A 25407-nucleotide genomic window follows, 5' to 3' on the forward strand; every position below is an offset into this window, starting at 1 on the left:
CAGGCCCCGATTCCAGGCTCCAACGGTGGCTTTGGCGGAAGGGTTGGGCAGAGCGTGTGAACCGGGCCAGGCTTTTTCAGTTGTTTTCAATTGGCCCCCGGCTTTGCAGGAGCCAATGCTTGCATGGCGAACCGCCCGCCGACGGCACAATCGCCATGTGACTATGGCGCCTGCAGGGGTCCGGCATTCTTGGCCTTATTGTAAACGGGGCGTTGCGGCTGATGAATTCAGCCCGGGTTGTCGCTAGACTTACCCCTTTTAATGCCCACGGTGCGCCGTAATCGCTTCAGGGGGCGGCGAAAACCTTGTTTTCGCCCAATTTTTGGCCTGTTGGCCCGAGTTAAGCAGACACTATGCGACTGAAATCCATAAAACTGGCCGGGTTCAAATCCTTTGTGGACCCTACCACCACCAATTTCCCGGAAAATCTCACCGCTGTGGTGGGGCCCAACGGGTGTGGGAAGTCCAATATCATTGATGCGGTTCGCTGGGTGATGGGGGAATCCTCCGCCAAACACCTGCGTGGCGAATCCATGGCCGACGTGATTTTCAACGGCTCCAATGCCCGCAAGCCCGTGGCCCAGGCTTCCATCGAGCTGATCTTCGATAACTCCGACGCCACGGTGACCGGCGAATACGGCAAGTTCAACGAAATCTCGGTGAAGCGGCAGGTGACCCGGGACGGCCAGTCCAACTATTTCCTCAATGGCACCAAGTGCCGCCGCAAGGATATTGCCGACATCTTCCTGGGCACCGGTCTGGGCCCGCGCAGCTACGCCATCATCGAGCAGGGCATGATTTCCCGGCTGATCGAGGCCAAGCCGGAAGAGCTGCGGGTTTACATCGAGGAAGCGGCAGGTATCTCCAAGTACAAGGCCCGCCGCCGCGAGACCGAGAACCGCATCCGCCGCACCCGGGAAAACCTGGAGCGTCTCACCGATATCCGTGACGAGCTGGAGCGTCAGTTGGAGCGCCTCAGCCGCCAGGCCAGCGCCGCGGAAAAGTACAAGCAATACAAGGAAGAGGAGCGCCTCAAGGGTGCCCAGCTCAAGGCCCTGCGCTGGAAAGGCCTGGATAGTCAGGTCAAGCAGCTCGACTTCGTGATCGGCGAGCTGGATGTGTCCATGGAAGCCAAGGTGGCCGAGCAGCGTCACGTGGATGCGGAGGTGGAGCGCCTGCGCGAGAAGCACCACGAGGTGCAGGAACATTTCAACCAGGTGCAGCAGCACTTTTACGCCCTGGGCGCGGAAGTGGCCCGTCTGGAGCAGAGCATTCAGCACCAGCGCGAACGCAAGCAGCAGCTCTATGAAGAGCTGGACCAGATCAAGGCCAGCTGGCAGGAATCCGATGAGCATCTGCGCGTGGACAGCGAGAAAGTGGCGGAGCTGGATGCCATCCTCGCCGAGCGTGAGCCAGAGCTGGAGCTGATCAGCGAGCAGCAGGAAGCCTCCGCCGAAGCCCTGGCCCTGGCGGAAGAAGCCATGCAGAACTGGCAGCAGGAGTGGGAGGAGTTCAACGGCAAGTCCGGGGAATCCCGCCGTCAGGCGGAAGTGGAGCAGTCCCGGATTCAGCACCTGGAGAAATCCCAGGACCGCCTGAAAGAGCGTATTGAGCGCCTCAGAAAAGAACAGGAATCCCTGGATTCCGGCCCGCTGGCCCAGGAAATGCGTCAGCTGGAAGAGCAGGTGGAACAGTATCGTGGCCAGTCGGAAGAAAACGAACTGCGCAGCGAATCCCTGCAGGAAGATATCAACCGCATGCGTCGGGAAAACGGCGACCGGGGCCGGCAACTGGACGAAGCCCGCGAGAAGCTGCAGACCCTGAAGGGTCGCCGCACCTCGCTGGAGGCCCTGCAGAAGGCCGCCATGGGCGACGATGGCGCTGTGAGCGACTGGCTCAACCGCCACGAACTGGACGCAGAGCCGCGCCTGGCGGACCAGGTGCAGGTGGATGAGGGCTGGGAAAAGGCCCTGGAAGCGGTGCTGGGCGACAGCATTCAGGCGGTGGCCATCAGCGGGTTCGACCAGGTCAGCGACTGGCTGGGGGACCTTTCCCATGGCCGCCTGGCCCTGTTCAGCCCGGCCTCGGTGAAAGGCACAGGCAGCAAGGGCAAACTGCTTCGTGATCACGTCCAGGGCCAGGTGCCTGAAGGCCTGCTGGCCGGCGTTTACGTGGCCGATGACCTGAACGGGGCGCTGGCCCTGCGTGGCCAGCTGGACGCCCATGAATCCGTGGTCACCCGTGACGGGATCTGTCTCGGCCCGGACTGGCTGAAAGTGGCCAAAGAGGAAGATCAGGAAGCGGGCATTCTCGAGCGCCGTCGGGAGCTGGAGCAACTGGAGGGTGAGATCGAGACCCTGCAGGCCACCGTGGACGACCTGAAAGAACAACTGGAAAGCACCCGGGAGCAGATCGGCGAGCTGGAGGAAGAGCGCGAAGAGGTTCAGCGTCAGGCCAGCCGTATCAACCGGGAGCTGGGCGAGATCAATGCCCAGGTCAGCGCCCGTCAGGTGCGCCTGGAACAGATCACCATGCGCCGCGAGCGTCTGGGCCGCGAACTGGAAGAAACCAACGAGCAGCACGCCCAGGAACAGGAACAGATGAAAGAGGCCCGGGCGGTGCTGGCGGAAGCGCTGGACGCCATGGAGGCCGACAGCGGCCAGCGCGAAGCGCTGCTGTCCCGCCGCGACGAGCTGCGGCTGCGTCTTGATGAGGCCCGCCAGAAGGCCCGCCATGACCGCGACCAGTCCCACCATCTGGCCATGGAAGTGCAGGGTGCCCGTACCCAGGCAGACTCCCTGCGCCAGAATCTGAGCCGTCTGGAATCCCAGGTGCAGGCCCTGGCCGAACGCAAGGCGCTGCTGGAAGAGCAGACCAATGAGGGTGACGAGCCGGGCACCGAGCTGCAGATGCAGCTGGAAGAAAAGCTGGAAGTACGCCTGGAAGCGGAGCACAAGCTCACCGAGGCCCGCCGTGAACTGGAAGCGGTGGATCACGAGATGCGCAATCTGGAAGGCCAGCGCGGCCAGTTCGAGCGCCAGGCCCAGGAAATCCGCAGCACCATGGACCAGAAGCGGATGCAGTGGCAGGACCTGACCACCCGCCGGCAGACCGTGGCCGAGCAGCTGGGTGAGCACAACTTCGACCTGGACACCGTGCTGGAAAACCTGCCCGAGGACGCCAACGAGCAGGAATGGGCCCGGGAAATGGACATGATCGGCCAGCGGATTTCACGGCTGGGACAGATCAACCTGGCGGCCATCGACGAATACCAACAGCAGTCCGAGCGCAAGAACTACCTGGATAGCCAGAACGGGGATCTGGAAGACGCGCTCAACACTCTGGAAAACGCCATTCGCAAGATCGACCGGGAAACCCGGGCGCGCTTCAAGGAATACTTCGACCGCATCAACCGCGGCCTGCAGGAACTGTTCCCCAAGGTGTTCGGTGGCGGTCACGCCTACCTGGAGCTCACCGGCGACGACCTGCTGGATACCGGTGTGACGATCATGGCGCGGCCCCCGGGCAAACGGAACAGCACCATTCACCTGTTGTCAGGGGGGGAGAAGGCACTGACTGCGTTGTCCCTGGTATTCAGTATCTTCCAGCTCAACCCGGCGCCGTTCTGTCTGCTCGATGAGGTGGACGCGCCGCTGGACGATGCGAACGTGGGGCGTTTCTGTAACCTGGTGTCGGAAATGTCCGCAAAAGTACAATTCATCTACATTACTCATAACAAGATTGCGATGGAGATGGCTGCTACCCTGATGGGGGTCACCATGCATGAGCCTGGTGTGTCCCGTCTGGTGTCGGTCGATGTGGAAGAAGCTGCCGAAATGGCGGCCATGTAAGGCAATCCGGTGCTGTCCGTAATGGTGGCACTTCAGCGCAAGCAAGGAAGATGAGGCAATGGGCCTGAATCTGGAAACACTGATTGGCATTCTGGTTATTCTGATCCTGTTGATCCTGGCCGACGGCGTTCGCCGCATGATCAGGGAACGGCAGGGCAGATTGCGTATGCGTATTGACCCACGTTATCGGGATGCCCAGGAAGAAGACGCCGAGAAGGACGACTATAACCCGGAGCTGATTGGCACTGCCCGGGTGGTACGCCGGGCCATGGAAATGGAATCCCGGCAGTCGGAGGATGCACCGCCCACCATGATGGAGCCGGATGAAGAGGTGAATCCGCCCGCCACCGCCGAGCAGCAAAGTCTGTTTGACGGCGACCGGGAGCCTGAGCCGGCGCCGGCGGATCAGGCCCCGACCCCGCAATACCGCGAACCGGAGCGACAGCCGGAGCCTCCCCGTGAACCGGCCAAACCGGCGGTGGAGTCGCGACCGGTGGAAACGAAAGTGGTGGAACAGAAACCGGAAAGAAAGCCGGAGAGAAAACCGGAACGTCACCGCGAACCCCAGCCGGTGCTGGAAGTAATCGTGGTTCACCTGATTGCCCAGCGTGGTGCGCCGTTTGCCGGTAACGACCTGCTGCGACTGTTGCTGGAATCCGGTTTGCGCTATGGGCAGATGAACATCTTCCATCGCCATGTGAGCCTGGACGGCCGTGACGAGTTGCAGTTCTCCATGGCCAATGCGGTGGAGCCGGGCACCTTCGACCTGGACACCATGGAAGAGAAGACCTTTGCCGGTGTGACCTTCTTCCTGAAACTGCCCGGGCCGACGGATGCCCTGGGGGCGCTGGACAAGATGCTGTCCATCTGCCGCCGCCTGGCCAGCGAGTTGGAGGGCGACCTGAAGGACGAACAACACAGCGTACTGACGCCGCAGACCATGGAACACCTGCGTCAGCGGGTGCAGGAATTCGAGCGCCGTCAGCGGGTGCCGAGCGCGTAAGAACAGTAGCGAGTGACGAGTTTCGAGACGCGAAATACAACAGGTTTTCGCGACTTGTTACTCGTACCTCGAGACTCCATTGCCCATTGCGGGCTGGAGCCTAGGGTGCACTGAGCCCTGGCGAACTGCACCTTTCCGGCCTTTGCATGGTGCAGTTCGCTTAGGCTCAGTGCGCCCTACGTTTGATATGGCACCGTAGGAGCGCCGCTCTCTGTGCCCTGCGGGTATGAGGTGCGAAGCGGTGAAAGACGGCAACACCGATACAGCGCCGGTTCTCGTCTCAAGCAACCTCCTATAAAAGACAAGACACAGGAATACTCCGTCCCGTGAGCCAGCCTTCCCAAGACATCCTCCAGAAAGCCCAATCCCTGCGCGGCCAGCTCAACGACTGGTCCTATCGCTATTACGTGCTGGATGATCCGGCGGTGCCGGATGCGGAGTACGACCGCATTTATCGTGAATTGCAGGCGCTGGAAGAAGAGCATCCATCGCTGGTTTCCCCGGATTCCCCCACCCAGCGGGTGGGGGATGTGCCGCTGGAGGCGTTTGATCAGGTGCAGCATGAAGTGCCCATGCTCAGCCTGGACAATGCCTTCGACGATGATGAATTACGTGCTTTCGACAAGCGGGTGCGTGAGCGCCTGGATGTGTCCGGTAGCGTGGACTATGTGGCCGAGCCCAAGCTGGACGGGCTGGCCATTTCCCTGTTGTACCTGGACGGGGAGTTGGTGCGGGCGGCCACCCGTGGCGATGGTCAGACCGGCGAGAACATTACCACCAATGCCCGTACCATCCGTTCGGTGCCCCTGACGTTGCGCGGCGACAAGGTGCCGACGCGGCTGGAAGTGCGTGGCGAAGTGGTGATGCCCCATGGTGGTTTTGCTGAGCTGAATGCTCGCCAGGAAGCCGCCGGCCAGAAAGTCTTTGCCAACCCGCGCAATGCTGCCGCCGGCAGCCTGCGCCAATTGGATTCACGGATTACCGCAGAACGTCCCCTGGAATTTTACGCCTACTCCATGGCCCAGCTGGAGGGGATTGCCGAGCCGGAAACCCATGCCGCCATGCTTGATGCCCTGCGCGATTGGGGTTTGCGAGTGAATCCGGAAGTGCGGGTTTGCGGCGGGGTCGAGGCCCTGCTGGACTTCTACCGGAATATTCTCGACAAGCGTGATGCGCTGGACTACGACATCGACGGGGTGGTCTACAAGGTCAATCGCTTTGATTGGCAGCGGGACCTGGGCTTCGTCAGCCGGGCGCCTCGCTGGGCCATTGCCCACAAGTTTCCGGCCCAGGAAGAGCTCACCGTGCTGAACGGCGTGGACTGGCAGGTGGGACGCACCGGAGCCCTGACACCCGTGGCGCGGCTGGAGCCGGTGCAAGTGGGCGGCGTTACCGTGAGCAATGCCACCCTGCACAATATTGATGAAATTCGGCGCCTGGATATCCGCATCGGCGACACCGTGGTGGTGTACCGGGCCGGGGATGTGATTCCCAAGGTAGTGCGGGCCATCCCGGAGCGACGACCGGCGGATGCCCGGGATATTACCCTGCCTCCCAGCTGCCCGGTGTGCGGCAGTGAGATTCTGCGTGGCGATGACCAGGTGGTGGCCCGCTGCACCGGGGGGCTGATTTGTGGCGCCCAGCAGCGTGAGGCCATCAAGCACTTTGCCTCACGCCGGGCCATGGATATTGATGGCCTGGGCGACAAGCTGGTGGATGCGCTGGTGGATCAGGAGCTGATTGCCACCGTGGCGGATCTGTACCGGCTCAAAGCAGAACAGGTGGCCGGCCTGGAACGCATGGGTGAGAAATCGGCGGATAACCTGATCGCCGCGCTGGAAGACTCCAAGACCGTGGGGCTGGGGCGTTTTCTGTTTGCCCTGGGGATCCTGCAGATCGGTGAAGAGACCGCCAAGAATCTGGCGGACTGTTTCGGCGATCTGGACGGTATCCGTCGGGCGCCATTGCTGTTGCTGCTGGCGGTCCCGGATGTGGGGTTGGAAGTGGCCAAGGCGATCAGCGCCTTCTTTGCCGAGGCAGATAATGAAGCCGTGATTGACGGTTTGCTGGCTGCCGGGGTGAATCCCCAGTCCAGTGGCGAACCCTCTGCGGCCTTTGTGCACAGCCTGACCCTGGCGCATCTGCTGAAATCCGCCAAGCGGTTGGGCATGAATCTTGACGGTATCGGTGACAAGTCCCTGGAAACCCTGGGCAATCACTATCGCACCGTGGCCGAGCTGAGTGCCGGGGCCGCAGAAGGGGCCGGCGCAGAACCGAAGGGCGTGCGTTCCGGGGTGATGACGCAATTGCGCAAGGCGTTGGCGGACAACGGCTGGCAGGCTCGCTTGCAGGAAGCGGAAGCCATGGCGGTCGAGCTGGCCGCGCGGGCTCCGGCCCAGGCGGAAAGCCGTCCCCTGGAAGGGCAGACCTGGGTGCTCACCGGCACCCTGGAGCAATTCACCCGCGACCAGGCCAAACAGGGTCTGCAGCAGTTGGGCGCCAAAGTGGCGGGCTCGGTGTCGAAGAATACGTCCATGGTGGTTGCCGGTGCTGCTGCCGGTTCCAAGCTGGCCAAGGCCGAATCCCTGGGGGTTGAGGTCTGCGATGAGGCCGCGCTACTGTCCGTATTCGAACAACACGGTATTGATCCGGGAGCCTTATGAAAATCGGCCTTACCTTGCTGCTGGCGACACTGCTTCTGGGCGGCTGCGCAGGCACGCCTACCCAGACAGACAATGTCTGTGCGGTGTTTGATCAGCGAGGAGGCTGGTTCAACAACTGGTACAAGTACGCCAAGAACACGGAAAAGGAATACGGTGTACCGGTGCCGGTGCTGATGGCGACCATCTACAAGGAGTCCGGCTTTAATGCCCGGGCCAAGCCTCCCCGCACCAAGCTGCTGGGTTTTATCCCCTGGAAGCGACCTTCCTCCGCCTACGGCTATCCCCAGGCGCTGGATTCCACCTGGCAATGGTACCAGGACGCCACCGGCCGCCATGGTGTGGACCGGGATAATTTCAAGGACGCGGTGCGCTTTGTGGGTTGGTATCACTACCAGAGTCATCGAAAAAACGGTGTTGCCCGCAACGATACCTATAACCTGTACCTCAACTATTATGCCGGCCATGGCGGTTATGCCCGGGGCACCTGGAAGAACAACAAATGGATGAAAGGTGCCGCTCGCCGCACCGCCGACATGGCGAACCGCTACGCCGCCCAGATGCGCGGATGCGGGCGCTAACTGCGCCCGGTTAAATCGGAACAAGCGTTTTTGCTGTGGAAGCGTTGCTTGCTTCTCAAGTGGGGCTTCCTCTTCCTGCGCAAGGGACAGGGGGTGATGGGCCATTTGTCCGCGCAAACTTGGAAGCCTGTCCCTGTATTTTGGGGTGCTTGTCCTTGTAAGCTAGACGCCTGTGGCTGTTAGCTGATTCTCGGGGTGTTTTCTTGGATAACGAATCCATTGTCTACGGGTGTATCAAACATCTGCCGTTTGGCTCTATCCAGGAGCGCAAGGCGCACTGTTTTCACAACCGCCGGGCGGTCCGGCAACTTCCCCAGGCGGATGAATGGCCCTTCTTGTGCCGGGAAATGTTCTCTGTACCCGGCGACGATTTGATGGGGGGCACCTTCCAGACCCAGGTGATCCATTTTGGAATGTCCTACCGGGCGGTGGAGTATGAGTGGGAACACTGGATCGCCAAGTTCGAATCCCTGCTCAAGAACATGTACTGGGTCAATGCCGTGGTACACCTGGAAACCGAGCTGTCCGGCTTTCATACCTTCGTCTGGGACAGCGCTGAGGTCTGCCATGAGCCTTCCGAGGCGCCGTTGAGAGTGCGCTGTGAGTGGGCCCGGGAAGGGGCGATTTCGTAGGTAATTAATAGTTGATAATGAATAATTAATAACGTCGCGAGACGGGTTTTCAGGTTTTGAAACGCAGAGGCCGCGTACAGAGTTTGGACGCGGCCTCATTGCATTATGACTACGGCAATCGCTGCTCGCGCAGCTGTTAATTATTCATTATTAACTATTCATTGCCTCTTCCGCCTGTTCCTTGCCCATTACCGACACACTCTCCGTCACCTCATCAAATACGATAAAGGCCTCCTGCTGTTTTAGCTGAGTGCGGACCTGTTCCACCTTGGTGGAAGTGGCAACCTCCTGGTCACCGTAGTCGGTGCCGTCACGGGTAACGAATTCCTCGATCAGGTTGGTGAGGGTGTCCGGGGGCAGGTCTTTCCAGGGGACGATGATGGGCATAGGGCTCCATTGTGGTAACGAGATCGATCTGTAGGAGCGTCGCTGGCGGCGCGATCACCAAGCCAGGATCAAAAGCATTTCAATGCAGTGGCCACAGAGATCAACTGTTTTACCTCTGTGTGCTCTGTGGCCTCTGTAGTAAATACCTTTTCTTTCGACGTTTTATGATCGCGCCGCCAGCGACGCTCCTACATTGAAGGGGGGGGGGTTAAATCACCAGCAGCTGAATGCCGGCGCCCAGTATCACCAGCCAGGACGTCACCACACCCAGCTGACGCGCCAGGTTGGCACTGCTGCGCGGGACCAGCATGCCGTAGCTGTAGACGACCCGGCCGCCCACCAGCAGGATGCCGTAACTATGCAGGGCGGTGCTGCCGCCACCATTGATTTCCAGCAGGGCCATGAGAATCAGTGCCAGTGGAAGGTATTCAATGGTGTTGCCGTGGGCACGGATGGCCCGGCTTACGTCCTTGTGGCCGCCGTCACCCAGTGAGACTTTCTTGGCCAGGCGAAGGCGAACCACATTGGCGGCCAGGGCGATGATCAGGAAACCGCTCAGGGCGGCGTAGAGGGCGGTAATCGGCAAGCTGACTAGGGTCATGGCATCCACTCGGGTTGTTTTTTGCGTTTGCGGACAATAAACCGGGCCGGGGCCAGGGCGTCAATCATTTCCTGGTCCATGGGCAGCGGTTGAGCACAGATCATGTCGGCGATGAGCTCTGCACACAAGGGGGTACCGGTAATCCCGCGGCTGCCGTGGGCCACATTGAGATAAAGTCCCTGTGCCGGGCGATGGGGGTTGTCCGTGGCCACGGGCAAGGGACCGCAGAGGGGAAGAAAGTCGATGCTCTGGCAACGGAACGCCACGCGTCGGTCGACGATATCGATGCGGTCGCCCCCCAGCTCCTGCCAGAAGCCGGGGAGGTAGTGCTTCAGTTGGGCCAGGTTGTCCTGGTCGTCACCGTCGGTGGCATGGTGATGATCTTCATGGAGTTTGAAAGTGGCACCGACGCAGTGCAGATCGTCCAGGGCCGGTGTCAGGTAGCCGCCATGGCACTGGGCCTGCTGCCAGCGACGGGAGGCGTCGGTGGCTCGGCAATAGCTCACCTGGCCACGGATGTGTTTGAGCGGTAACCAGCCCAGGCCGGGCAGGGACTGGCTCTGGCCGGCGGTACACAGGACCACGGCGTCGGCGCTCAGGATTTCCCCGTTGCTCAGCGTCACCTTGGCGGGGGCTCCTTCCTCCAGCGCCGTTACCCGGGCCGCCAACAGGGTGATGTCCGGGTGTTTCAGCAGATGCTGGCACCAGCGGTCCGGGCGCAGGTAACCGCCCCCCTTCAGTTCCACCGCCTTGTCGCCGTAGGCCTGGAGCAGTTCCGTGGGCCAGGCACCGGTGGCCATGGCCTGTTCCAGCTTGTCTTGCTGACGCGCATCCACATAGTGCTGGATCACGCCGTTCAGGTTGCCGTCCGCTTCCTGGCCGGGAAACCCTGAGCGATGCAGCCAGCGCAGTGCATGACCATAGCTTTGCTGGTAGAAACGGTTCTGTGGGGTGAGGTGGGCACTGGGCGTGCTGTAGACCACCCCGGCCAGGTTGCCGGACGCGTGACCGGCAATGCCGTCCGGATCCAAGACCGTCACCTGGCAGCCCCGCTCAGCCAGGGCCCGGGCGGTGGTGGCGCCAGCGAGCCCGGCACCGACTACCAGAACCTGTCGGGCAGGCCTCTCTGGCCGGGCCTGGTCGCCTTCAATCCGGCCAACCAGCATATGTCGTTTGTGGCCGAAGCCGTCGCGTTTTTCCATGACAAAGCCCGCCTCCGCCAACCCGCGGCGGACAAAGCCGGCGGCAGTAAAGGTTGCCAGGGTGGTACCGGGGCGGCTCAGTCTGGCCAATTGGGCAAACAGCGCCGGGTGCCACATGTCCGGGTTGCGGGCCGGGGCAAAGCCGTCCAGAAACCAGGCATCCACCGGATGGGAGAACTGTGGCCACAGAGACAGGGCATCGCCGTAAAGCAAGGTCAGCTGTACACGGGGGTGCAGCTGCACACGGTGAAAGCCCGGGGTCGGCGCGGGATACTCTGCCAGCAATCGTTGTGCCAGGGCGTCCAGGGGTGGCCAGTGGCTCAGGGCCCGGCTCAGGTCCGCTTTGCGTAACGGGTGCTTTTCCACGGAGACCAGGTGCAAACGGGCGCTGTGCGGGGCGTTTTCCAGAAACTGCCGGGCGGCCAGCAGGCAATTCAGACCGGTGCCGAAGCCGGTTTCACCGATCACAAAGGTGCCGGCGGCAGGCAGCTCACGGAAGCGCTCTGTCAGGCGGTTGCCCTGCAAAAAGACGTAATCACTTTCCGACGCGCCGTCCTGCCGGGAGAAATAGGGATCGTCAAAGTCCACCGCTACCGGGGTGGTGTCCTGCCAGTCAATGCTGGCCGGTTGAATGGGGGAAAAGGGGGAACTTGTCATCACGACCTGGGGCGGATCTGCGCTTGGCACCTGAGGGTAGGGCAGGATACCTCGCGGGAATCACCATTAACAGGCTGCAGCATCTCCTGCGATGGTGCGGCGAGAAGCGAGTTGCGAGATACGAGTTTCGAAATGCATAGAGGGGTTGCCTTTCGCGACTCGTAACTCGCTTCTCGTCCCTGGGATTATTCGCTCTTATCCTGTGCCGCCTTGAACTCGGCCAGGGCCCGCTTGCCATGTTGCAGTAGCCAGCGGGGATTCTGTTGATAGCTGGCGTTGTTGATGCGGATAAAGGCCCCATCGACCAGGGTGACCAGCAGTGACTGGTTCTGGATCGGGCGGCCTTTTTCCACCCATCGCATTTGTGCCTGGGCGGAGGGTTGGCCCTCCAGGTCCAGCAAGGTCTCGCTGACGATGGTCAGCGCGTTGGCGCTGTCCTGCAGGGCCTGGTTTACTCGCCGTTGGCGCACTTCACTGTAATAGCTGGCGACAGCGCGTTCCGCCGGCATGCTGTCCCAGCCCGCCGGCAGCCCGCTGAGTGTGAGAGACAATTGTTCTTTCTTATCCTCGCTGCGGTAGTGCAGGGTGCGGCCCCGTTGGGAGCTGATTTCCCCGTCCAGCTTCAGGCCCGCCAGGGTCTGGGGTATCCGGAAATGCGACAGATCCACGGCCTTGGTGGTGGGGGCCACCGGCAGGCTCCCGGTCTGGCTGCTGTCCGTGCTGAGCCTGGGCAGCTTCTGGGCATCGATGGACGGCTCGCTGCTGGGTGGGGTCTGGCAGGCCATTAGGGCGAAAAGCGCGCTAAGCGGTAAGAAACGGGCAACTTTTACAATCAATGTGGGCATCATCAGGCAAGGTGTTCCGGGTTCCATGATGTGATGGTGGCGTTCTGGTGGCACAATACAAGATACCCCGTGAGAATACCCTTTATAGGGGAAGGCGGATGGAAAGACCATCACATAACGGCATGCGCACCGGCGTTGCAATGGCTCTGTTGCTGGCCATCATTACCGTCCCCTTTGCCATCGCCTCTTTTCTGATTGTTCAGCATCGCCTGGATCTGCTGGTGGGTTACAAGACCCTTGAAGGCGACCTCCGACTCTTTGAAAGCGGCCTGGCGGCCTTTTCTCCCCTGGATGATATGCGTGATCTGGCTCCGGTGATGATTCATGCCCAGACCCCGGAGATCGTGTCCCGCTTTGAACTCAGCGAGGCGAGGGCAGATGGCCGGCTGCAGGCTTTCCTGGAGCAAGCCCGCCAACGGGATATTCCGGGCCTCAATGATCAGGCGGGACTGCTCAGTGAAACCTGGTCCGGCCTGACCGTGAAAACCGGCATCCCCCTGGAAGACGTGGCGGGTCCCTACGATAACGTCAATCGCATCGCTCAGCGTCTGGCCAATGCCCTGGCGTCGGTGCTGATTGCGTCGGATATGGCCGTCGGTGAGGGGCTGGAGCCCAATGAGGTGTTATCGCTGACCCTGGGATCGTTCCGCCAGGCGCAGAACGATATCGGTCTGATTCGTGCCCTGGCGCTTTATGTCAGCCAGCGTGGGGGGTATCTGGGCGACAATGATGCCCGTCGTCTGGAAAACGCCTGGCAACGACTGCTGCAGCAGCTGTCGATCATCGACAGCGAGATCAAGGCCCTGTCCGCCCGGACCGGGGTCATTGAATTACAGCAGCAGTGGCGTCTGGTGAAAGATGAACTGCAACGCTTCCTGCTGTGGTCCGAGCAGGAGCTGATTCTGGCTCCCCGGGTCCAGGTCAGCTGGGAACAGGCCTATGATCGCAGCCGCCATGCCATGCAATCTCTGGAAGGTCTGTCTGAAAGTCTGGTGCAACTATCGGTGAAGCTGGTGGACCAGGCGCGCCAGGAAAAACTGAGGGACACCATTTTCCTGATGCTGGCGGTGCTGTTGCTATACGCCCTGGTATTGGGGCTGGCGATGCTGGTGTATCGTTCCAACTCCCGTGCCATCAGTGCCAGGGCGGAAAGCCAGGCGAAAGGCCAGTTTCTGGCTCGCATGAGTCACGAGATCCGTACCCCCCTTAATGGTGTGATTGGCCTGGCAGAGTTGTTGCGTGAGACCGACCCTACACCCCGCCAGCAGGAATATATCAGCCTGATCGACAGCGCCGGGCGGACCCTGAACGCCCTGATTAATGATGTGCTGGATTTCGCCAAGATTGAGGCAGGCAAACTGCAACTGGCGGAAGAGGAGTTTGATCTGCCGTTGCTGATGGCCGAATGTGCCCAGATGTTCAATCTGCCTGCCAGCGATAACGGCACGCTGGTGCTCCTTGATATGGACAGTCAGACGCCTTCACGGGTGGTCGGCGATCCCACCCGGTTGCGTCAGGTACTGATCAATCTGTTGGGCAATGCGGTTAAATTTACCCGCAATGGCAGGGTGGTGCTATCACTGGCCTATCGTCAGGTCAGTGATGAGATGCCCCTGTTCAGCTTTGCGGTGAGCGATACCGGTATCGGATTGAGCCAGGAAGAGCAGGCGCGACTGTTCCAGCATTTTGCCCAGGCATCGGCGGATACCGCCAAACGTTTCGGGGGGACGGGGCTGGGCTTGTCCATCAGCCGGGAGCTGGTGGGCTTGATGGGGGGCGATATCCATGTGGAAAGCGCTCCCGGTAAAGGCGCCCGTTTCAGCTTCAGTATCCAGATGCTGGCGGTCAAGGAGGATGTGCCCACGGTGGAGCAGGAAGCACCTCCTGCCTGGTTATGGGACGTGCAGGGCAACCTGGCGGACTGGTTGCAAGCAGACCCGCGATTCAAATCAGTGCGACGGGTCAGTAATCACTCTCAACTGGCGGCGCTGGGTTCGCTGGAGGGTGCCAGGGTGTTACTGATCAATGGCATGCCGGATCAGGATTTGCTGGAGGAAACCCTGCAGTTGGTGCGCATCAGCCAGGTACCTCTTCAGATTCTGCTGCTGACCGGGATGCGCAGTGAGGCGCCGAACTGGCTGCCCCCGCAGGTTCAGCTATTGCGACGTTCGGTGCTGACAGTCAACGAACTCAAGCAGCTGCTGGGGTGGCAGATGCCGAGAAGTATTCCGGTGCTGTCACAGGTCCACGGGGAGGAAGCCGTTGCCTCTCTCCAGGTGCTGGTGGTGGAGGATAACCCGGTGAACCAGATGGTAACCAAGGGCTACCTGGAGAGACTGGGTATCAGCCGGATTGATATTGCCGAGGATGGCGCCCGGGCGCTGGAAAGGTTCCGGGACGCTGCCGGTGAATACGACCTGGTATTGATGGACCTGGATATGCCGGTGATGGACGGGTTCACCAGTGCCGGGCGAATGCGCGATTGTGAAGCCCGGGAATCCTGGCCCCCTTGCCAGATTCTGGCGTTAAGCGCTCACGCGGTGTCCGAACTGGGCGGCCGGGTAGCGCGGTCCGGGATGAACGGGCAGCTGATCAAGCCTCTGTCCCTGAGCGCCCTGCGGGAGGCCATTCATCAGTACCTGGGCATCAAGGCGTAAGGTATTCGAAGAAGTCCTGGAAGGGCGGCGGCAGCAAGGGCGCCAGCGTCAGCAGTACGCCCAGCATGACCAGCACCAGCAATTCCAGCCTCCAGGCCCGATGGCGCCGGCAGAGATGAATACACAATGCCACCGCAGTCAGACTGACACCGGCATGGAAGCTGGCCATGCTGACCAGTTGCCATTGCACATCCTGCAGGGCCAGCACCACGCCAAAGAACATCAGAAGCAGGGCTCCCGGGGTCAGGGCGTTGGTTGGGCGGTGTTCGCGGAACTGCTGCATATCGGTTTCCCCCGTTACTTTATCTCTGTCCCCAAGCAATTGTTGTGCCTGTTTCGTAGGGCGCCTCAGGCATCCTAGGAATTATTCGTGACTGATAGATGAACGACGAAATACTACCATTTGTCATTTTTTATCCATCTTTATGTGTGATAATGGTTAACTTATGTAGTGTTTAATTCGTATAATCCGCCACCGACGATTGTATCTTTCGGGTTTTGGGATAGAGGGTTTCTCCATGCGTTATTTGTCTTTTGTCCTGTGTGCTGTCATTGCGCTGCCGGCCCAGGCACAAATCAGTGCCGGTATGAATGAACGGTTATGCCTAGCCGCAAGCCAGGAGAGCGCGTTTGGCGCCCTGGTGGATGACATGATCGAGAGCGATGAGTTGGCGCTGACCTCCGGCGAGCAGGTGCTCTCGTTGTCCTGTCAGGATGGCAGCAGCGTGCTGGAAAAAATGGTGCTGGCACGGCAGGCAGAGAATCTGGAGTATGCCGTGATTGACCTGGGCCTGAACCTGACGGCATCCCAGGTGGCACTCCGCGGGCAAACGATGCCCCTGAAAGAGGCGTTGCAGCGCCTGGGCGAGCAGGGTGACAGCCAGGTTCAGGATTTTGTACAAGATTATCTGAGCGACCTGGCCGATGAGGACTTCAATCCCAATCTGCGTGTCAGCCTGAAGTAAGCGAGCCGTGGGGGTAGGGCGAAGCCGCCCGGACCCGCGCAAGCAACGGCCTGGCGCCTGATCCCTGAAAAAGAGGCTCTCATCTACACGGGCCCCTGCGGCCATTTCTACCCACCGGTATCACCCGCTATAATCCGCCCCGCATTGTGATATCGGAACCCCTATGTCTGATCAGCAGGACCGCATTTACGCCACGGCCCACCAGCAGGTGGCCCGTTTCTCCTTCGATGACACTGTGGTACGTGTCTTTCCTGACATGATCCGACGCTCGGTGCCGGGTTATGCCACCATTATCGACATGATCGGGGTGCTGGCGGCCCGATATGCCCAGCCGGATACCTGCCTCTATGATCTTGGTTGCTCCCTGGGGGCGGCAACCACCGCCATGGCGACCCTTACCGCCGACCGGGGCAACCGGCTGATTGCTGTGGACAATTCTGAGGCCATGATCCGTCAGGCCCGCACCCTGATAGCGGAAACCGGACAAAGTGAGCGGGTGTCTCTGCGGGAAGGGGACGTGGCCAGCATGGCGTTTGAACCGTGCTCTATGGCGGTGCTGAATTTCACCCTGCAGTTCATCGCGCCGGACAAGCGTGACGGGCTGATCCAGCGCCTTGCTGACGCCACGGTACCCGGCGGTATTCTGGTGCTCTCGGAGAAGATCCGGTTTGCGGATGATGGGGAGAATGCCCTGCAGACCGAACTGCACCATGCCTTCAAGCGCAACAACGGTTATTCGGATCTGGAAATCAGCCAGAAGCGCACGGCACTGGAAAACGTTCTGATTCCGGAAACCCTGGCCGACCATGAGGCGCGCCTGCGCCAGGCCGGTTACCGGGAAATCCACGTCTGGTTCCGCTGTTTCAATTTCATCTCCCTGCTGGCGGTGCGCTGATGCTGAGGGATTATCTACAGCAGTGCGAAGCGGCGCTGCGCGAGCTTTATGCCCAGCCAGAACGAGACGTGCTGATGGCCCTGTGCCGCGAGCGCCTTCTGGACAAACCCCACGGCGATCTGCCCCGCTGGCTGGCGGCGCTGAATGCGTTACCCGAGGGGCCGGCGGAGTGTGATCTTTCGGCGGATACCCTGCGCATCGGCCAGCCGGGAGAGGTTGACCCGGCGGAAGTCAAAGCGGCTTTGCAGGGCCTGATTCCCTGGCGCAAGGGGCCGTTTGATTTCTTCGGTGTGCATATCGATACCGAGTGGCACTCTGACTGGAAGTGGCAGCGGGTGGCGCCGCACTTGTCGCCCCTGGCCGGACGGCGGGTACTGGATGTGGGCTGTGGCAGTGGCTACCACTGCTGGCGAATGGCAGCGGCCGGTGCCAAACAAGTGGTGGGCATCGATCCAACAATTTTGTTTCTGGTGCAGTATCTGGCGGTGCGTCGTTTTGCGCCGTCGGTGCCGGTCTGGTTTCTGCCGTTGCGGATGGAAGAGTTACCGGCACAGACAGAGAACTTCGATACGGTATTTTCCATGGGCGTGCTCTATCACCGGCGCTCTCCGCTGGACCACCTGTTGGAACTCAAAGCGGTGCTGGGTGAAGGCGGGGAGCTGGTGCTGGAAACCCTGGTGGTGGAAGGGGATGAACAGACCGTGCTGATGCCCGAAGACCGCTATGCGGCCATGCGTAATGTGTTCTTTCTGCCTTCGGTGGCCATGCTGGAACGCTGGCTGCATCGCTGTGGTTTTGTAGATATTCGCTGTGTCGATGAGAGTGACACCACCGTGGAAGAACAGCGGGCGACCGAGTGGATGCGGTTCCAGTCGCTACCGGACTTTCTCGACGCCAGCAATCCCGCGCGGACCCGTGAGGGGTATCCGGCGCCGCGCCGGGCGGTGCTTATGGCCCGCAAACCCTGAGTCCGGGATGGAACGGATTGCAGGCCAGGAGGCATTGGTCCGCGGTGACACCCCGCTGGCCCAACAGCCCACTAACCATTAACGACTGTCTGTGTGGAAGCTTCCAGCAGCCGATCCACCAGTTTTAATCGCAGCCGCTCATCCAGCATGCAAAGTGCGGGGGACAGCACTTCAAGCAGTGATTCCTCGTTGCCGTCATTGGCCAGTTTGCGCAGTTCCCGGGAGAGTGGATCCGCGGTTTCGGGGGCGGATTTCAACGCGGCAAGCTGCTGTTGTGCCGGTTGGCTCAATGCAATCCGATCTGTGTCGGTGGCGTCTTCCAGGCTATTGAGCGCCTGATTGAATAACTGCATGACGCTCTCTTTTTCCTGGTGATTGGCGCAGTGCACGCCAATTCGGGTGGTCAGAAAAACCCGGAACTCATCCAGTTCAAACTCCTGGCTGGTGAACCACTGTTGCAAGCGGGTTGCCATTGCCATGGCGCCATCCACGGCGGTGGCCGGCAATACCAGGAACAGCGCTTGTCCCGACTGCCAGCTCATCAGGCCGTCTTCGCACCGTTTTCTGGCATGTAACAGATGCCGCACCCGGGCAAGCAGTCGCTCAATGCGTTCGACACCGATATCCGCCTGGATGGATTCCAGTTCCTGGAAGCGAATGGCGAGGATACTCAGCGGCTGATTATGTCGCCGGCTGAGAGACATCGCCTGCTGAATCATCTGCTGACTATGGCTATTCGCACTGCTGCTGGTTGTCACGGCAGTCATTGGGTACCTCGGGGCCACACATTAAGATGACGTTCCTTCTCTGGGAGCGTGTATCGGCTCTTGAATGTGGGTATCCCTTCCCGTGGATTCACTGTAATGATTTCCCACGAGGCAGGCATCGGGCGCATACTTTATTTAACAACAATGTCTGGCTCTGTTACCAAAACTGGTTTTTTATCAGCCAATTAGAGCGGATAAGTGATGAGGAAGTGACGACATGTCCATGATCTGGGTAATTGCGACGGCTGTGCTGAGCTCCGCCATGACGCTGGCAGTGGTCGCCCTGTGGGGGCGGTTCTACTTCCAGCCGCGTCTGCGAGACAGCATGCAGCAAGAGCTGGATGAACAGGTGGAGAAAGCCGCCCAGGTGCTTTCCGCGCGAGTCGAAGAGGGCGTGCGTCGCGGGCTGGTGGATGGCGTTCGCAATCTGCCCTCCCGGGAAGTGTTGGAGGGAGCCAGCCGTAGCCTGGCACGGACCAGTGCTGAGATGGTCGGTGAGCGCCTCGGCCAGATTTTTGGCGCGCCGAAAAAGAATCGATAGCACGACCCTTTCTCCAACGGGAAAAGCGGGGGTGGCGCCTGGCCTATAGCCTGCCCCTGGCCGGCAGCAGTCGCGCCAGCAGGAAGGCGATACCCAGACTCAGCATGGCCAGGGACAATACGTCCTGCTGCAGGGCCTGCCAGGTGGTCTCCCAGAGAGACGATGCCTTCAACAGGGACAACAGGATCAGCAGGGTGCCTGTGAGGGTGAAGAACTGGTCCAGCTTGCGGGCCCGGCGAAGTTCGCCGCGCAGGTGGCGGAGTTCCTCGAGAATGTCTTCCTGGATCAATTGTTGACGTGCAACCTGTTCCGCCAGGTCGCCCACCTGTTGGGGCAGGGTGGCCAGCTTTTCCAGCCACACGGGATCTTCCCGACGCAGCAGGTCAAGCAGCTCCTTGAGCCGGACATGATCGTCCAGCCAGTTGCGCACCAGTGGCCACAGGCTGAAATTCTCGATCAGCTCATTGAGTTGGGCGATCTGTCGATCGCTGCCGGTAACCCGCAGGGATTCATGTTCGGTGAGGGGTTCGCTGGCAAACAGCCAGTGGACCATGGCGCCCAGGGGGCCGCGTACACGGATATCGACATTGCCTTCGTAGTCGGTAAGCAGTTCCACCCCGTCTTCATAGATCAGCACGTAAAGCACCCACAGTGGACGCTCCGCACGGATCCGCACGACGGTGCCGTGCAGTGCGGCTAACCTGTCGCGGCCGGGCTGGCTACCTGTGAGCGCCTGGTTCAATGCGCTCTCCAAACCACCGAGCACAATCAGCTGGGGAAAACTACCGGTCTGAGGCATAAATGACGGAAAATCCTGTCCTGAAATGAGACCGCGTTGTCGCTTGGGGTCCCGATTTGTTGCCAAAAATTACGTTATCTTGCTTATATTTAGCGGCCCGTCTACCTATACTAGGGACTTTTATAATAAAGGGCACCTCCGTTAGCCGGTTACTGCCTCTGGCTTTCAGGCTGGTTCGCAATCTAGGCGCAATTTTGAAGGCATGCTGGTTGCCTGTCGAGAAATTGCAACAACGAGTGCGGGCCAGCCTGGAAGCCCCGAAGGGCGGCTCCTGAAGCGCACATCTGCTGCGCTTCGCCACTAGGAAAGGGAACCACCCTGTCCGTCGTGACGAAGCACAACAGCTGCACGCTTCAGGAGCCGCAGAGGTAGCAACCGGCTAGCGGAGGTGCCCTCAAGGGCACCTCCCATGATAGGTTGCTGCCTTCAAACGACATTGGCTTTTTAGACCGGGATTGGCGAAAGCGGGATATGTTTGTCTTGGCGCTGTCGCGTTACAGTGCATAAGCCCTTGGAGGGGAGTTGTTTTTCAATGCTGGAATCATTGCTTTCGTACCCGGATTTCTGGAAGTACGTCAGTATACCTTTCATCGCCGGTGCCGTAGGGTGGATCACCAACTGGATGGCCGTCAAAATGACGTTCTATCCGCTGGAATTCATTGGTATTCGGCCCATCTTCGGCTGGCAGGGAATCATTCCCTCCAAGGTCGAAAAGATGGCAGGTATAGTGGTCGACAAGGCCCTTTCCAAACTGGGCAGTCTGGACGAGTTCTTTCGCGAGATGGAACCGGAGAAGATTTCTGCCCACCTTACCCGCACCATCCAGTCCCGAATCGAAGAATACACCGATGAGGTGATGACCGAGCGCAATGCGGTGCTCTGGGAAAACCTGCCTTTGCTGGTGCGCAAGCGTGTCTACGCCCGTGCCCGCCGTGCGATTCCCGCGGTCATGGACAATGTGGTTGATGACATCAGCCGCAACCTGGACAGCCTGGTGGACATGAAGCACATGGTCACCACCCAGATGAGCGAAGACAAGGCGCTCATGGTGCAGATGTTCCAGGAAGTGGGTGACCCGGAATTCCGTTTTATCACCAACTCAGGGTTTTACTTCGGGTTTCTCTTCGGTCTGATCCAGGTGCCGGTGTTTATCTTTGTGCCGGAAAACTGGGTGCTGCCATTCTTCGGCTTTATCGTCGGTATCGCCACCAACTGGCTGGCGCTGAACCTGATTTTCCGGCCGCTCAACCCTGTGAAGATTGGGCCTTTCCGGATACAGGGGCTTTTCCTGAAGCGCCAGAAGGATGTGGCCGAATCCTTTGCCCGTCTTTCCACCGATGAAGTGATTACCCTGCGCAATATCATGTACCAGGTGGTCAATGGCCCCCGTGGAGATCGCACGAAAGCCCTTATCAAGCGCCACCTCAAGCCCCTGCTCAATGGCGGGGTGGTGCGAACCGCTGCCCAGTTGACGGTGGGCCCGGAAGGATATGCCGATCTCAAGAAGGCTGTGGAAGACAAGGCTGTGGATCTGGCGGTAGAGCCGTTCGAGGACCAGGGCTTTAACAAGGAGCGTGGCCTGATCGTCGAGAAGCTCATGGCAGAGCGTATGCAGGCACTCAGCTCTGAAGAGTTCCAGGACCTGTTGCGCCCGGCTTTCCAGGAAGATGAATGGATCCTGATTGTGGTGGGTGGCTTCCTCGGCGCCATGGCCGGGGTCGGGCAACTGCTGTTCATGTTCGGAGCGGCTTGATGGATACGCTGCAGATAGACATTGCCACCCTGGGGTGGTTGTTGTTTGCGGCGGCGGGAGCCTCTTCCCTGTTGACCCTGGTGGTGCTGGGGCTGATCGGTCACTTCTATCTGGGGCCGAAAATCGAGCGCAAGGTGGACCGTCGTCTCGAAGACGGTGCCAACCAGCTCGAAGAGCGCCTGAGAAAACGGTTTGTGGATTTGTTGACCGGTCGTTCCCGGGATGTGATCCGCAACAGTGCCCGGGATCTTGCCCGCGGCATGGGGCTGATTGGGAACCGGCGGCCGGATGAGGATGATCTGGGTGAATAATTGCCCGTGCTGATGAGAAATTGATCACATAATTATTGATTGAATAATTGTCAGACAACCCTGTGCAAACCTGTATCACTACCCCCCTATAATTTACCCCACGTGCTCACGGTGTTGCGTGTTGTTCCCGCTGCATTCGCTCGTGGAATTGCCTTCGGGAGTTTGGATTATGTCCGATAACGAGAATGAGAAAGAAGGGCGGAATACTAGCCCGTTGAAGGCCCTGAGTGGTGCCTCAAGAGATATTCGCAAGTATACCCACCAGATTTGGCTGGCGGGTCTGGGTGCCTTCGCAAGGGCCGAGGAAGAGGGCAGTGGTTTTTTTGATGCCCTGGTTGAAGCCGGCCGCGAAGTGGAGCGCCACACCAAGGACAAGACCGAGTCCCGTGTGGAAGAGATCAAGGAACGGGTTCGTCACCATACCGGCGAAACCATGGAAAAGATGGAGAAAGCCTTCGATGATCGCCTGAACAAGGCGCTGTCCCGTCTGGGCCTGCCCAACAAGCGGGAAGTCGAAGAGCTGGAGAAACGGGTTCAGGAGCTGACCAGCGCTCTGAACAAGGCGGAGGACGATGTGTCTGCCTCCTCTGACCCCGCAGCTCCAAAACGCCGCAGCCGCAAGAAGAGCTGAGGCGCCAAACAGTGTTGTAGCGCACACCGCTAACCCCTTAGTGGTGTCTTTTAACGGGTACCCCCTTGGTACCCGTTTTTTTTGTCTCCGGTTTACACGACGCCCCCAGGATCACCACGACAATCTCTTTGTGCGCGTTACCGTCTTACCGGGTGGTTTGTTCCATCTGTGAATCATTCACTGGGGGGATCGCCCAGCAGTTGTCCGGAACGGGTGTGCCACGCTGTCACCCTTGGTAACGTCTTCATGCCCTAATTTTGTTCACAGGTTTCTGTCAATGGGCTTTTTCTACAATAAAATATGACAAACCCGTGAATAGGCCATAAAAAACAGCGTAACCAATTGAATATTAATGATTTTATTTATTGGTTAAAAAATAGCCATGTCGTCAATAGCCGTGAAAAACCGGTGAGATAGGGCGGTTGTGTACTGGCTATGCACAGGTTTATCCACAGCTTCTGTGGAAAAGAATCGGGCCCTGCTGATCAGGGGGAGTATTAATCAGCAGGCGTCCCCTCCTGCCGGGTTCAATTCAAGCAATTAATGGCGCTTTTACACAAGCTTGTGACAGGGCCAGGGGGAGGGCCTGTCACCCCTTTGTCATTTTTTATTTCGCGAAGAGTAGCGCTAAGTTGCTGAGAATTATCAGTTTTGCTGATTGTGTAAATATCAGGCATTCAGAGACGATGGCCTTTTTCCGTGGCCTTGCGGCGATTCTTCTCAGCTTCTCCACAATTTTATCCACAGATTATGTGGGTAACATCAAGAAGGGCGATGACCGGCCCGGAGTCCGTCCCGATCTGTCAATCCCTGTCCTGGTGGAAAATCATGCAAACAGCCGAAAGCCTTGCCATTAAAGGGGTTCAGCGTGTTTTCCTGAGGTCCTGCACAGAGTTGTCCACAGCGCATGGGGATAGTTGCCGGGGTGTGGAAGAATTCAGCCATCGTGTATTGATGAAATCAAGGGGGCAAACGGCTGCCATGGCAGGGGCACCGGCGCTCCACGATGTCCGGTTTTGCGTTACCGAAGGCACGGGGAAAATCACTCTCGGGGAGAGGGCGTGAGGAGAATAACGTGTTGGCAGGGGATTGGGCTGCCCAATGCTGCGGGGAACCTGTTTAGGTCGCAAACACCCTGGGTTCGCTGAGCCTGATGCGAGCTTTACCGACCCGGCGTTTGATGGTGCAGTTCGCCCTAGGCTCAGTGCACTCTACGGGATCCGTGTGGCATTGAGGGGTTGATCCAGGGTTGTTCTGTCATCCGGAAGGAGATCCCGGCGCCAGCCGTCTGACGTCTTGGCTGCGAGCCGCGCTCTCGTTTCCGCTAATCCCTGATGAACGAAAAAAGGGTGCCCGAAGGCACCCTTTTTTCAGGACAAACCGGAAAAGGATCAGAAACGGTGTTCGCCGTTGTCGATGCTTTCCTGGGTTGCCTTGTCCAGCTGCTGGTAGCAGTCGGCCTTGGGAAGCAATACGTACACCGCATTGTCCTGCTGGCTCAGGTCATACTTCTGCTCTTTGAGCTTGTTTTTCTGGTGCTTGAAGGTGCCCGTGGTTTCCATGGCCTGTTCGTTGATGCGCAGGAAGACAGGAATGGCGTAGGGGGGCAGCTCACGCTTCAGGTAGGCACACAGGCCCTGGAAGTCGAATTCGCTGTGGTGGCTGGTCAGGCGAACCTGTGCCATGCCGGCCCGGCCGTTGGTATTGGGAATTTCCACCCCGTAAACCACGGATTCCTGAATGCCATCGAACCCGTCCAGGATCTGCTCCACCTCGGTGGTAGATACGTTCTCGCCTTTCCAGCGGAAGGTGTCACCCAGGCGATCCACGAACTGTGCATGACGGAAGCCGATATCACGCATCATGTCGCCGGTGTTGAACCAGGCATCGCCTTTCTTGAAGACATTACGGAAAATGGATTTCTCGGTCTTTTCCGGGTCCGTGTAGCCATCGAACGGGGTCTTGTCAGTGATCTCGCCGAGCATCAGGCCGGATTCGCCCTTGCCTACCTTGATCATGTTGCCGTTGCTGTCCCGTACCGGTTCGTCCTTTTCCTTGTCGTACTTGACGATGGCATAGCTGACCGGTGAGAAGCCCACGGTGTTGTCGAAGTTGAACACATTGGTGAAGGCCACGTTGCCCTCGGAGGAGGCATACAGCTCAACCACACGCTCAATGCCGAAACGCTCCTTGAAATCCTTCCAGATGCTCGGGCGCAGGCCGTTGCCAACAATGGTGTGAATCTTGTTGTCCTGGTCATTGGGTTTTTCCGGCTGCTCGTGCAGGTAGCGACACAGCTCCCCCACATAGCCGAATGCGGTACAACCGTGGCGGCGAACGTCATCCCAGAAACCACTGGCGGAGAACTTGCGCGCCAGTACCAGGGTGCCGGCGGGTGCCAGTACCGATGTCCAGCAGATGACCATGCCGGTGGCGTGGTAGAAGGGCAAGGTGGTGTAGAGACGGTCTTCCTTGTTCAGGCGCACCGCAGAGTAGCCAAAGCCACCGTAGGCTTTTTCCCAACGACCATGATTGAACACCACCGCCTTGGGTAGCCCGGTCGTCCCGGAGGTATAGATATAAAAGAGCGGGTCACGCAAGAAGGTCTGCTTGGTGGAGGCAGGATTCTCGCTGGAGCAGTCCTTGATTTCGCTGGCCAGGTTCTTGTAACCCGAGGGGGCTTCACCCGGATTTTCCAGGG

The 25407-nt window shown here is 59.4% G+C and carries 21 protein-coding genes; 13 read left to right on the plus strand and 8 right to left on the minus strand.

The features are described 5' to 3' along the window. Window positions 1-353 precede the first annotated feature (353 nt). From smc to A3714_RS12180, 5 genes are all read left to right on the plus strand, one after another. Window positions 354-3851 (plus strand): chromosome segregation protein SMC, encoded by a 3498-nt coding sequence (gene smc, locus A3714_RS12160; protein ID WP_063509518.1) that lies wholly within the window; start codon window positions 354-356, stop codon window positions 3849-3851. Between the two features lie 58 nt (window positions 3852-3909). Beyond that, window positions 3910-4854, plus strand: a complete 945-nt coding sequence (gene zipA, locus A3714_RS12165; RefSeq protein ID WP_063509519.1) for a cell division protein ZipA — start codon at window positions 3910-3912, stop codon at window positions 4852-4854. Between the two features lie 326 nt (window positions 4855-5180). Continuing rightward, window positions 5181-7517, plus strand: a complete 2337-nt coding sequence (gene ligA / locus A3714_RS12170) for an NAD-dependent DNA ligase LigA (protein ID WP_063509520.1) — start codon at window positions 5181-5183, stop codon at window positions 7515-7517. Beyond that, a complete protein-coding gene (locus A3714_RS12175; protein ID WP_062816463.1) occupies window positions 7514-8095 on the plus strand; it encodes a transglycosylase SLT domain-containing protein in 582 nt (193 codons plus the stop codon). The genes ligA and A3714_RS12175 overlap by 4 nt, the downstream gene beginning before the upstream one ends. A 203-nt stretch (window positions 8096-8298) precedes the next feature. Beyond that, on the plus strand, window positions 8299-8727 hold the full coding sequence (locus tag A3714_RS12180) for a hypothetical protein (protein WP_063509521.1): 429 nt from the start codon (window positions 8299-8301) through the stop codon (window positions 8725-8727). Window positions 8728-8877: 150 nt separating this feature from the next. Here A3714_RS12180 and A3714_RS12185 read toward each other — a convergent pair whose 3' ends face one another. The 4 genes from A3714_RS12185 to A3714_RS12200 all read right to left on the minus strand — a co-directional run bounded on the left by A3714_RS12185 (window position 8878) and on the right by A3714_RS12200 (window position 12422). Further along, the gene (locus A3714_RS12185) at window positions 8878-9114 is read right to left on the minus strand and encodes a YheU family protein (RefSeq protein WP_063509522.1); all 237 of its coding nucleotides are present in this window, start codon (window positions 9112-9114) and stop codon (window positions 8878-8880) included. 208 nt (window positions 9115-9322) lie between these two features. Then, window positions 9323-9715, minus strand: a complete 393-nt coding sequence (locus tag A3714_RS12190; protein ID WP_063509523.1) for an MAPEG family protein — start codon at window positions 9713-9715, stop codon at window positions 9323-9325. After that, entirely contained in the window at window positions 9712-11574 is a 1863-nt protein-coding gene (gene mnmC, locus A3714_RS12195) for a bifunctional tRNA (5-methylaminomethyl-2-thiouridine)(34)-methyltransferase MnmD/FAD-dependent 5-carboxymethylaminomethyl-2-thiouridine(34) oxidoreductase MnmC (protein WP_062816467.1), read from the minus strand. Before mnmC ends, A3714_RS12190 begins: the two co-directional genes overlap by 4 nt. Before the next feature lie 185 nt (window positions 11575-11759). Continuing rightward, window positions 11760-12422 (minus strand): hypothetical protein, encoded by a 663-nt coding sequence (locus tag A3714_RS12200; protein WP_062816468.1) that lies wholly within the window; start codon window positions 12420-12422, stop codon window positions 11760-11762. A 95-nt stretch (window positions 12423-12517) separates the two neighbouring features. Between A3714_RS12200 and A3714_RS12205 the strand changes: the two genes are divergently transcribed. Further along, window positions 12518-15076, plus strand: a complete 2559-nt coding sequence (locus tag A3714_RS12205; RefSeq protein WP_063508713.1) for an ATP-binding protein — start codon at window positions 12518-12520, stop codon at window positions 15074-15076. Here the strand turns inward: A3714_RS12205 and A3714_RS12210 are convergent. Next, window positions 15066-15359 (minus strand): hypothetical protein, encoded by a 294-nt coding sequence (locus A3714_RS12210; protein WP_063508714.1) that lies wholly within the window; start codon window positions 15357-15359, stop codon window positions 15066-15068. The two genes, A3714_RS12205 and A3714_RS12210, sit on opposite strands and share 11 nt — an antisense overlap. Window positions 15360-15594: 235 nt before the next feature. On the opposite strand from A3714_RS12210, the gene A3714_RS12215 reads away from it, so the two are divergent. The 3 genes from A3714_RS12215 (at window position 15595) to cmoB (ending at window position 17904) form a co-directional block, all read left to right on the plus strand. Continuing rightward, window positions 15595-16041 carry a hypothetical protein gene (locus A3714_RS12215; protein WP_062816471.1) on the plus strand — a complete coding sequence of 149 codons (447 nt, stop codon included), beginning with the start codon at window positions 15595-15597 and terminating at the stop codon, window positions 16039-16041. A gap of 163 nt (window positions 16042-16204) precedes the next feature. Then, window positions 16205-16936: a carboxy-S-adenosyl-L-methionine synthase CmoA gene (gene cmoA, locus A3714_RS12220; RefSeq protein WP_063508715.1), complete on the plus strand. Its 732-nt coding sequence runs from the start codon at window positions 16205-16207 to the stop codon at window positions 16934-16936. Next, window positions 16936-17904, plus strand: a complete 969-nt coding sequence (gene cmoB, locus A3714_RS12225) for a tRNA 5-methoxyuridine(34)/uridine 5-oxyacetic acid(34) synthase CmoB (RefSeq protein ID WP_062816473.1) — start codon at window positions 16936-16938, stop codon at window positions 17902-17904. The genes cmoA and cmoB overlap by 1 nt, the downstream gene beginning before the upstream one ends. Before the next feature lie 71 nt (window positions 17905-17975). On the opposite strand, the gene A3714_RS12230 is transcribed toward cmoB, so the two are convergent. Further along, complete coding sequence (locus A3714_RS12230) at window positions 17976-18671, minus strand: diguanylate cyclase domain-containing protein (RefSeq protein ID WP_063510098.1); 696 nt, start codon at window positions 18669-18671, stop codon at window positions 17976-17978. A gap of 217 nt (window positions 18672-18888) precedes the next feature. Here A3714_RS12230 and A3714_RS12235 point away from each other — a divergent pair, with 217 nt between their 5' ends. Continuing rightward, window positions 18889-19212: a hypothetical protein gene (locus A3714_RS12235; RefSeq protein WP_062816475.1), complete on the plus strand. Its 324-nt coding sequence runs from the start codon at window positions 18889-18891 to the stop codon at window positions 19210-19212. A 43-nt stretch (window positions 19213-19255) separates the two neighbouring features. On the opposite strand, the gene A3714_RS12240 is transcribed toward A3714_RS12235, so the two are convergent. Beyond that, window positions 19256-20011: a hypothetical protein gene (locus A3714_RS12240; RefSeq protein WP_062816476.1), complete on the minus strand. Its 756-nt coding sequence runs from the start codon at window positions 20009-20011 to the stop codon at window positions 19256-19258. 532 nt (window positions 20012-20543) lie between these two features. Between A3714_RS12240 and A3714_RS12245 the strand changes: the two genes are divergently transcribed. The 3 genes from A3714_RS12245 (at window position 20544) to A3714_RS12255 (ending at window position 22706) form a co-directional block, all read left to right on the plus strand. Continuing rightward, complete coding sequence (locus A3714_RS12245) at window positions 20544-21764, plus strand: DUF445 domain-containing protein (RefSeq protein ID WP_062816477.1); 1221 nt, start codon at window positions 20544-20546, stop codon at window positions 21762-21764. Continuing rightward, window positions 21764-22075: a hypothetical protein gene (locus A3714_RS12250; RefSeq protein WP_062816478.1), complete on the plus strand. Its 312-nt coding sequence runs from the start codon at window positions 21764-21766 to the stop codon at window positions 22073-22075. The genes A3714_RS12245 and A3714_RS12250 overlap by 1 nt, the downstream gene beginning before the upstream one ends. Before the next feature lie 169 nt (window positions 22076-22244). Then, window positions 22245-22706 (plus strand): phasin family protein, encoded by a 462-nt coding sequence (locus A3714_RS12255; RefSeq protein WP_063510099.1) that lies wholly within the window; start codon window positions 22245-22247, stop codon window positions 22704-22706. Window positions 22707-24097: 1391 nt separating this feature from the next. Here A3714_RS12255 and A3714_RS12265 read toward each other — a convergent pair. Next, window positions 24098-25407 (minus strand): long-chain-acyl-CoA synthetase (locus tag A3714_RS12265; protein WP_063527186.1); only part of this gene is annotated, 1310 nt, incomplete at its 5' end.

Source organism: Alcanivorax sp. HI0007 (genome assembly GCF_001635525.1).
Lineage (GTDB): Bacteria > Pseudomonadota > Gammaproteobacteria > Pseudomonadales > Alcanivoracaceae > Alcanivorax.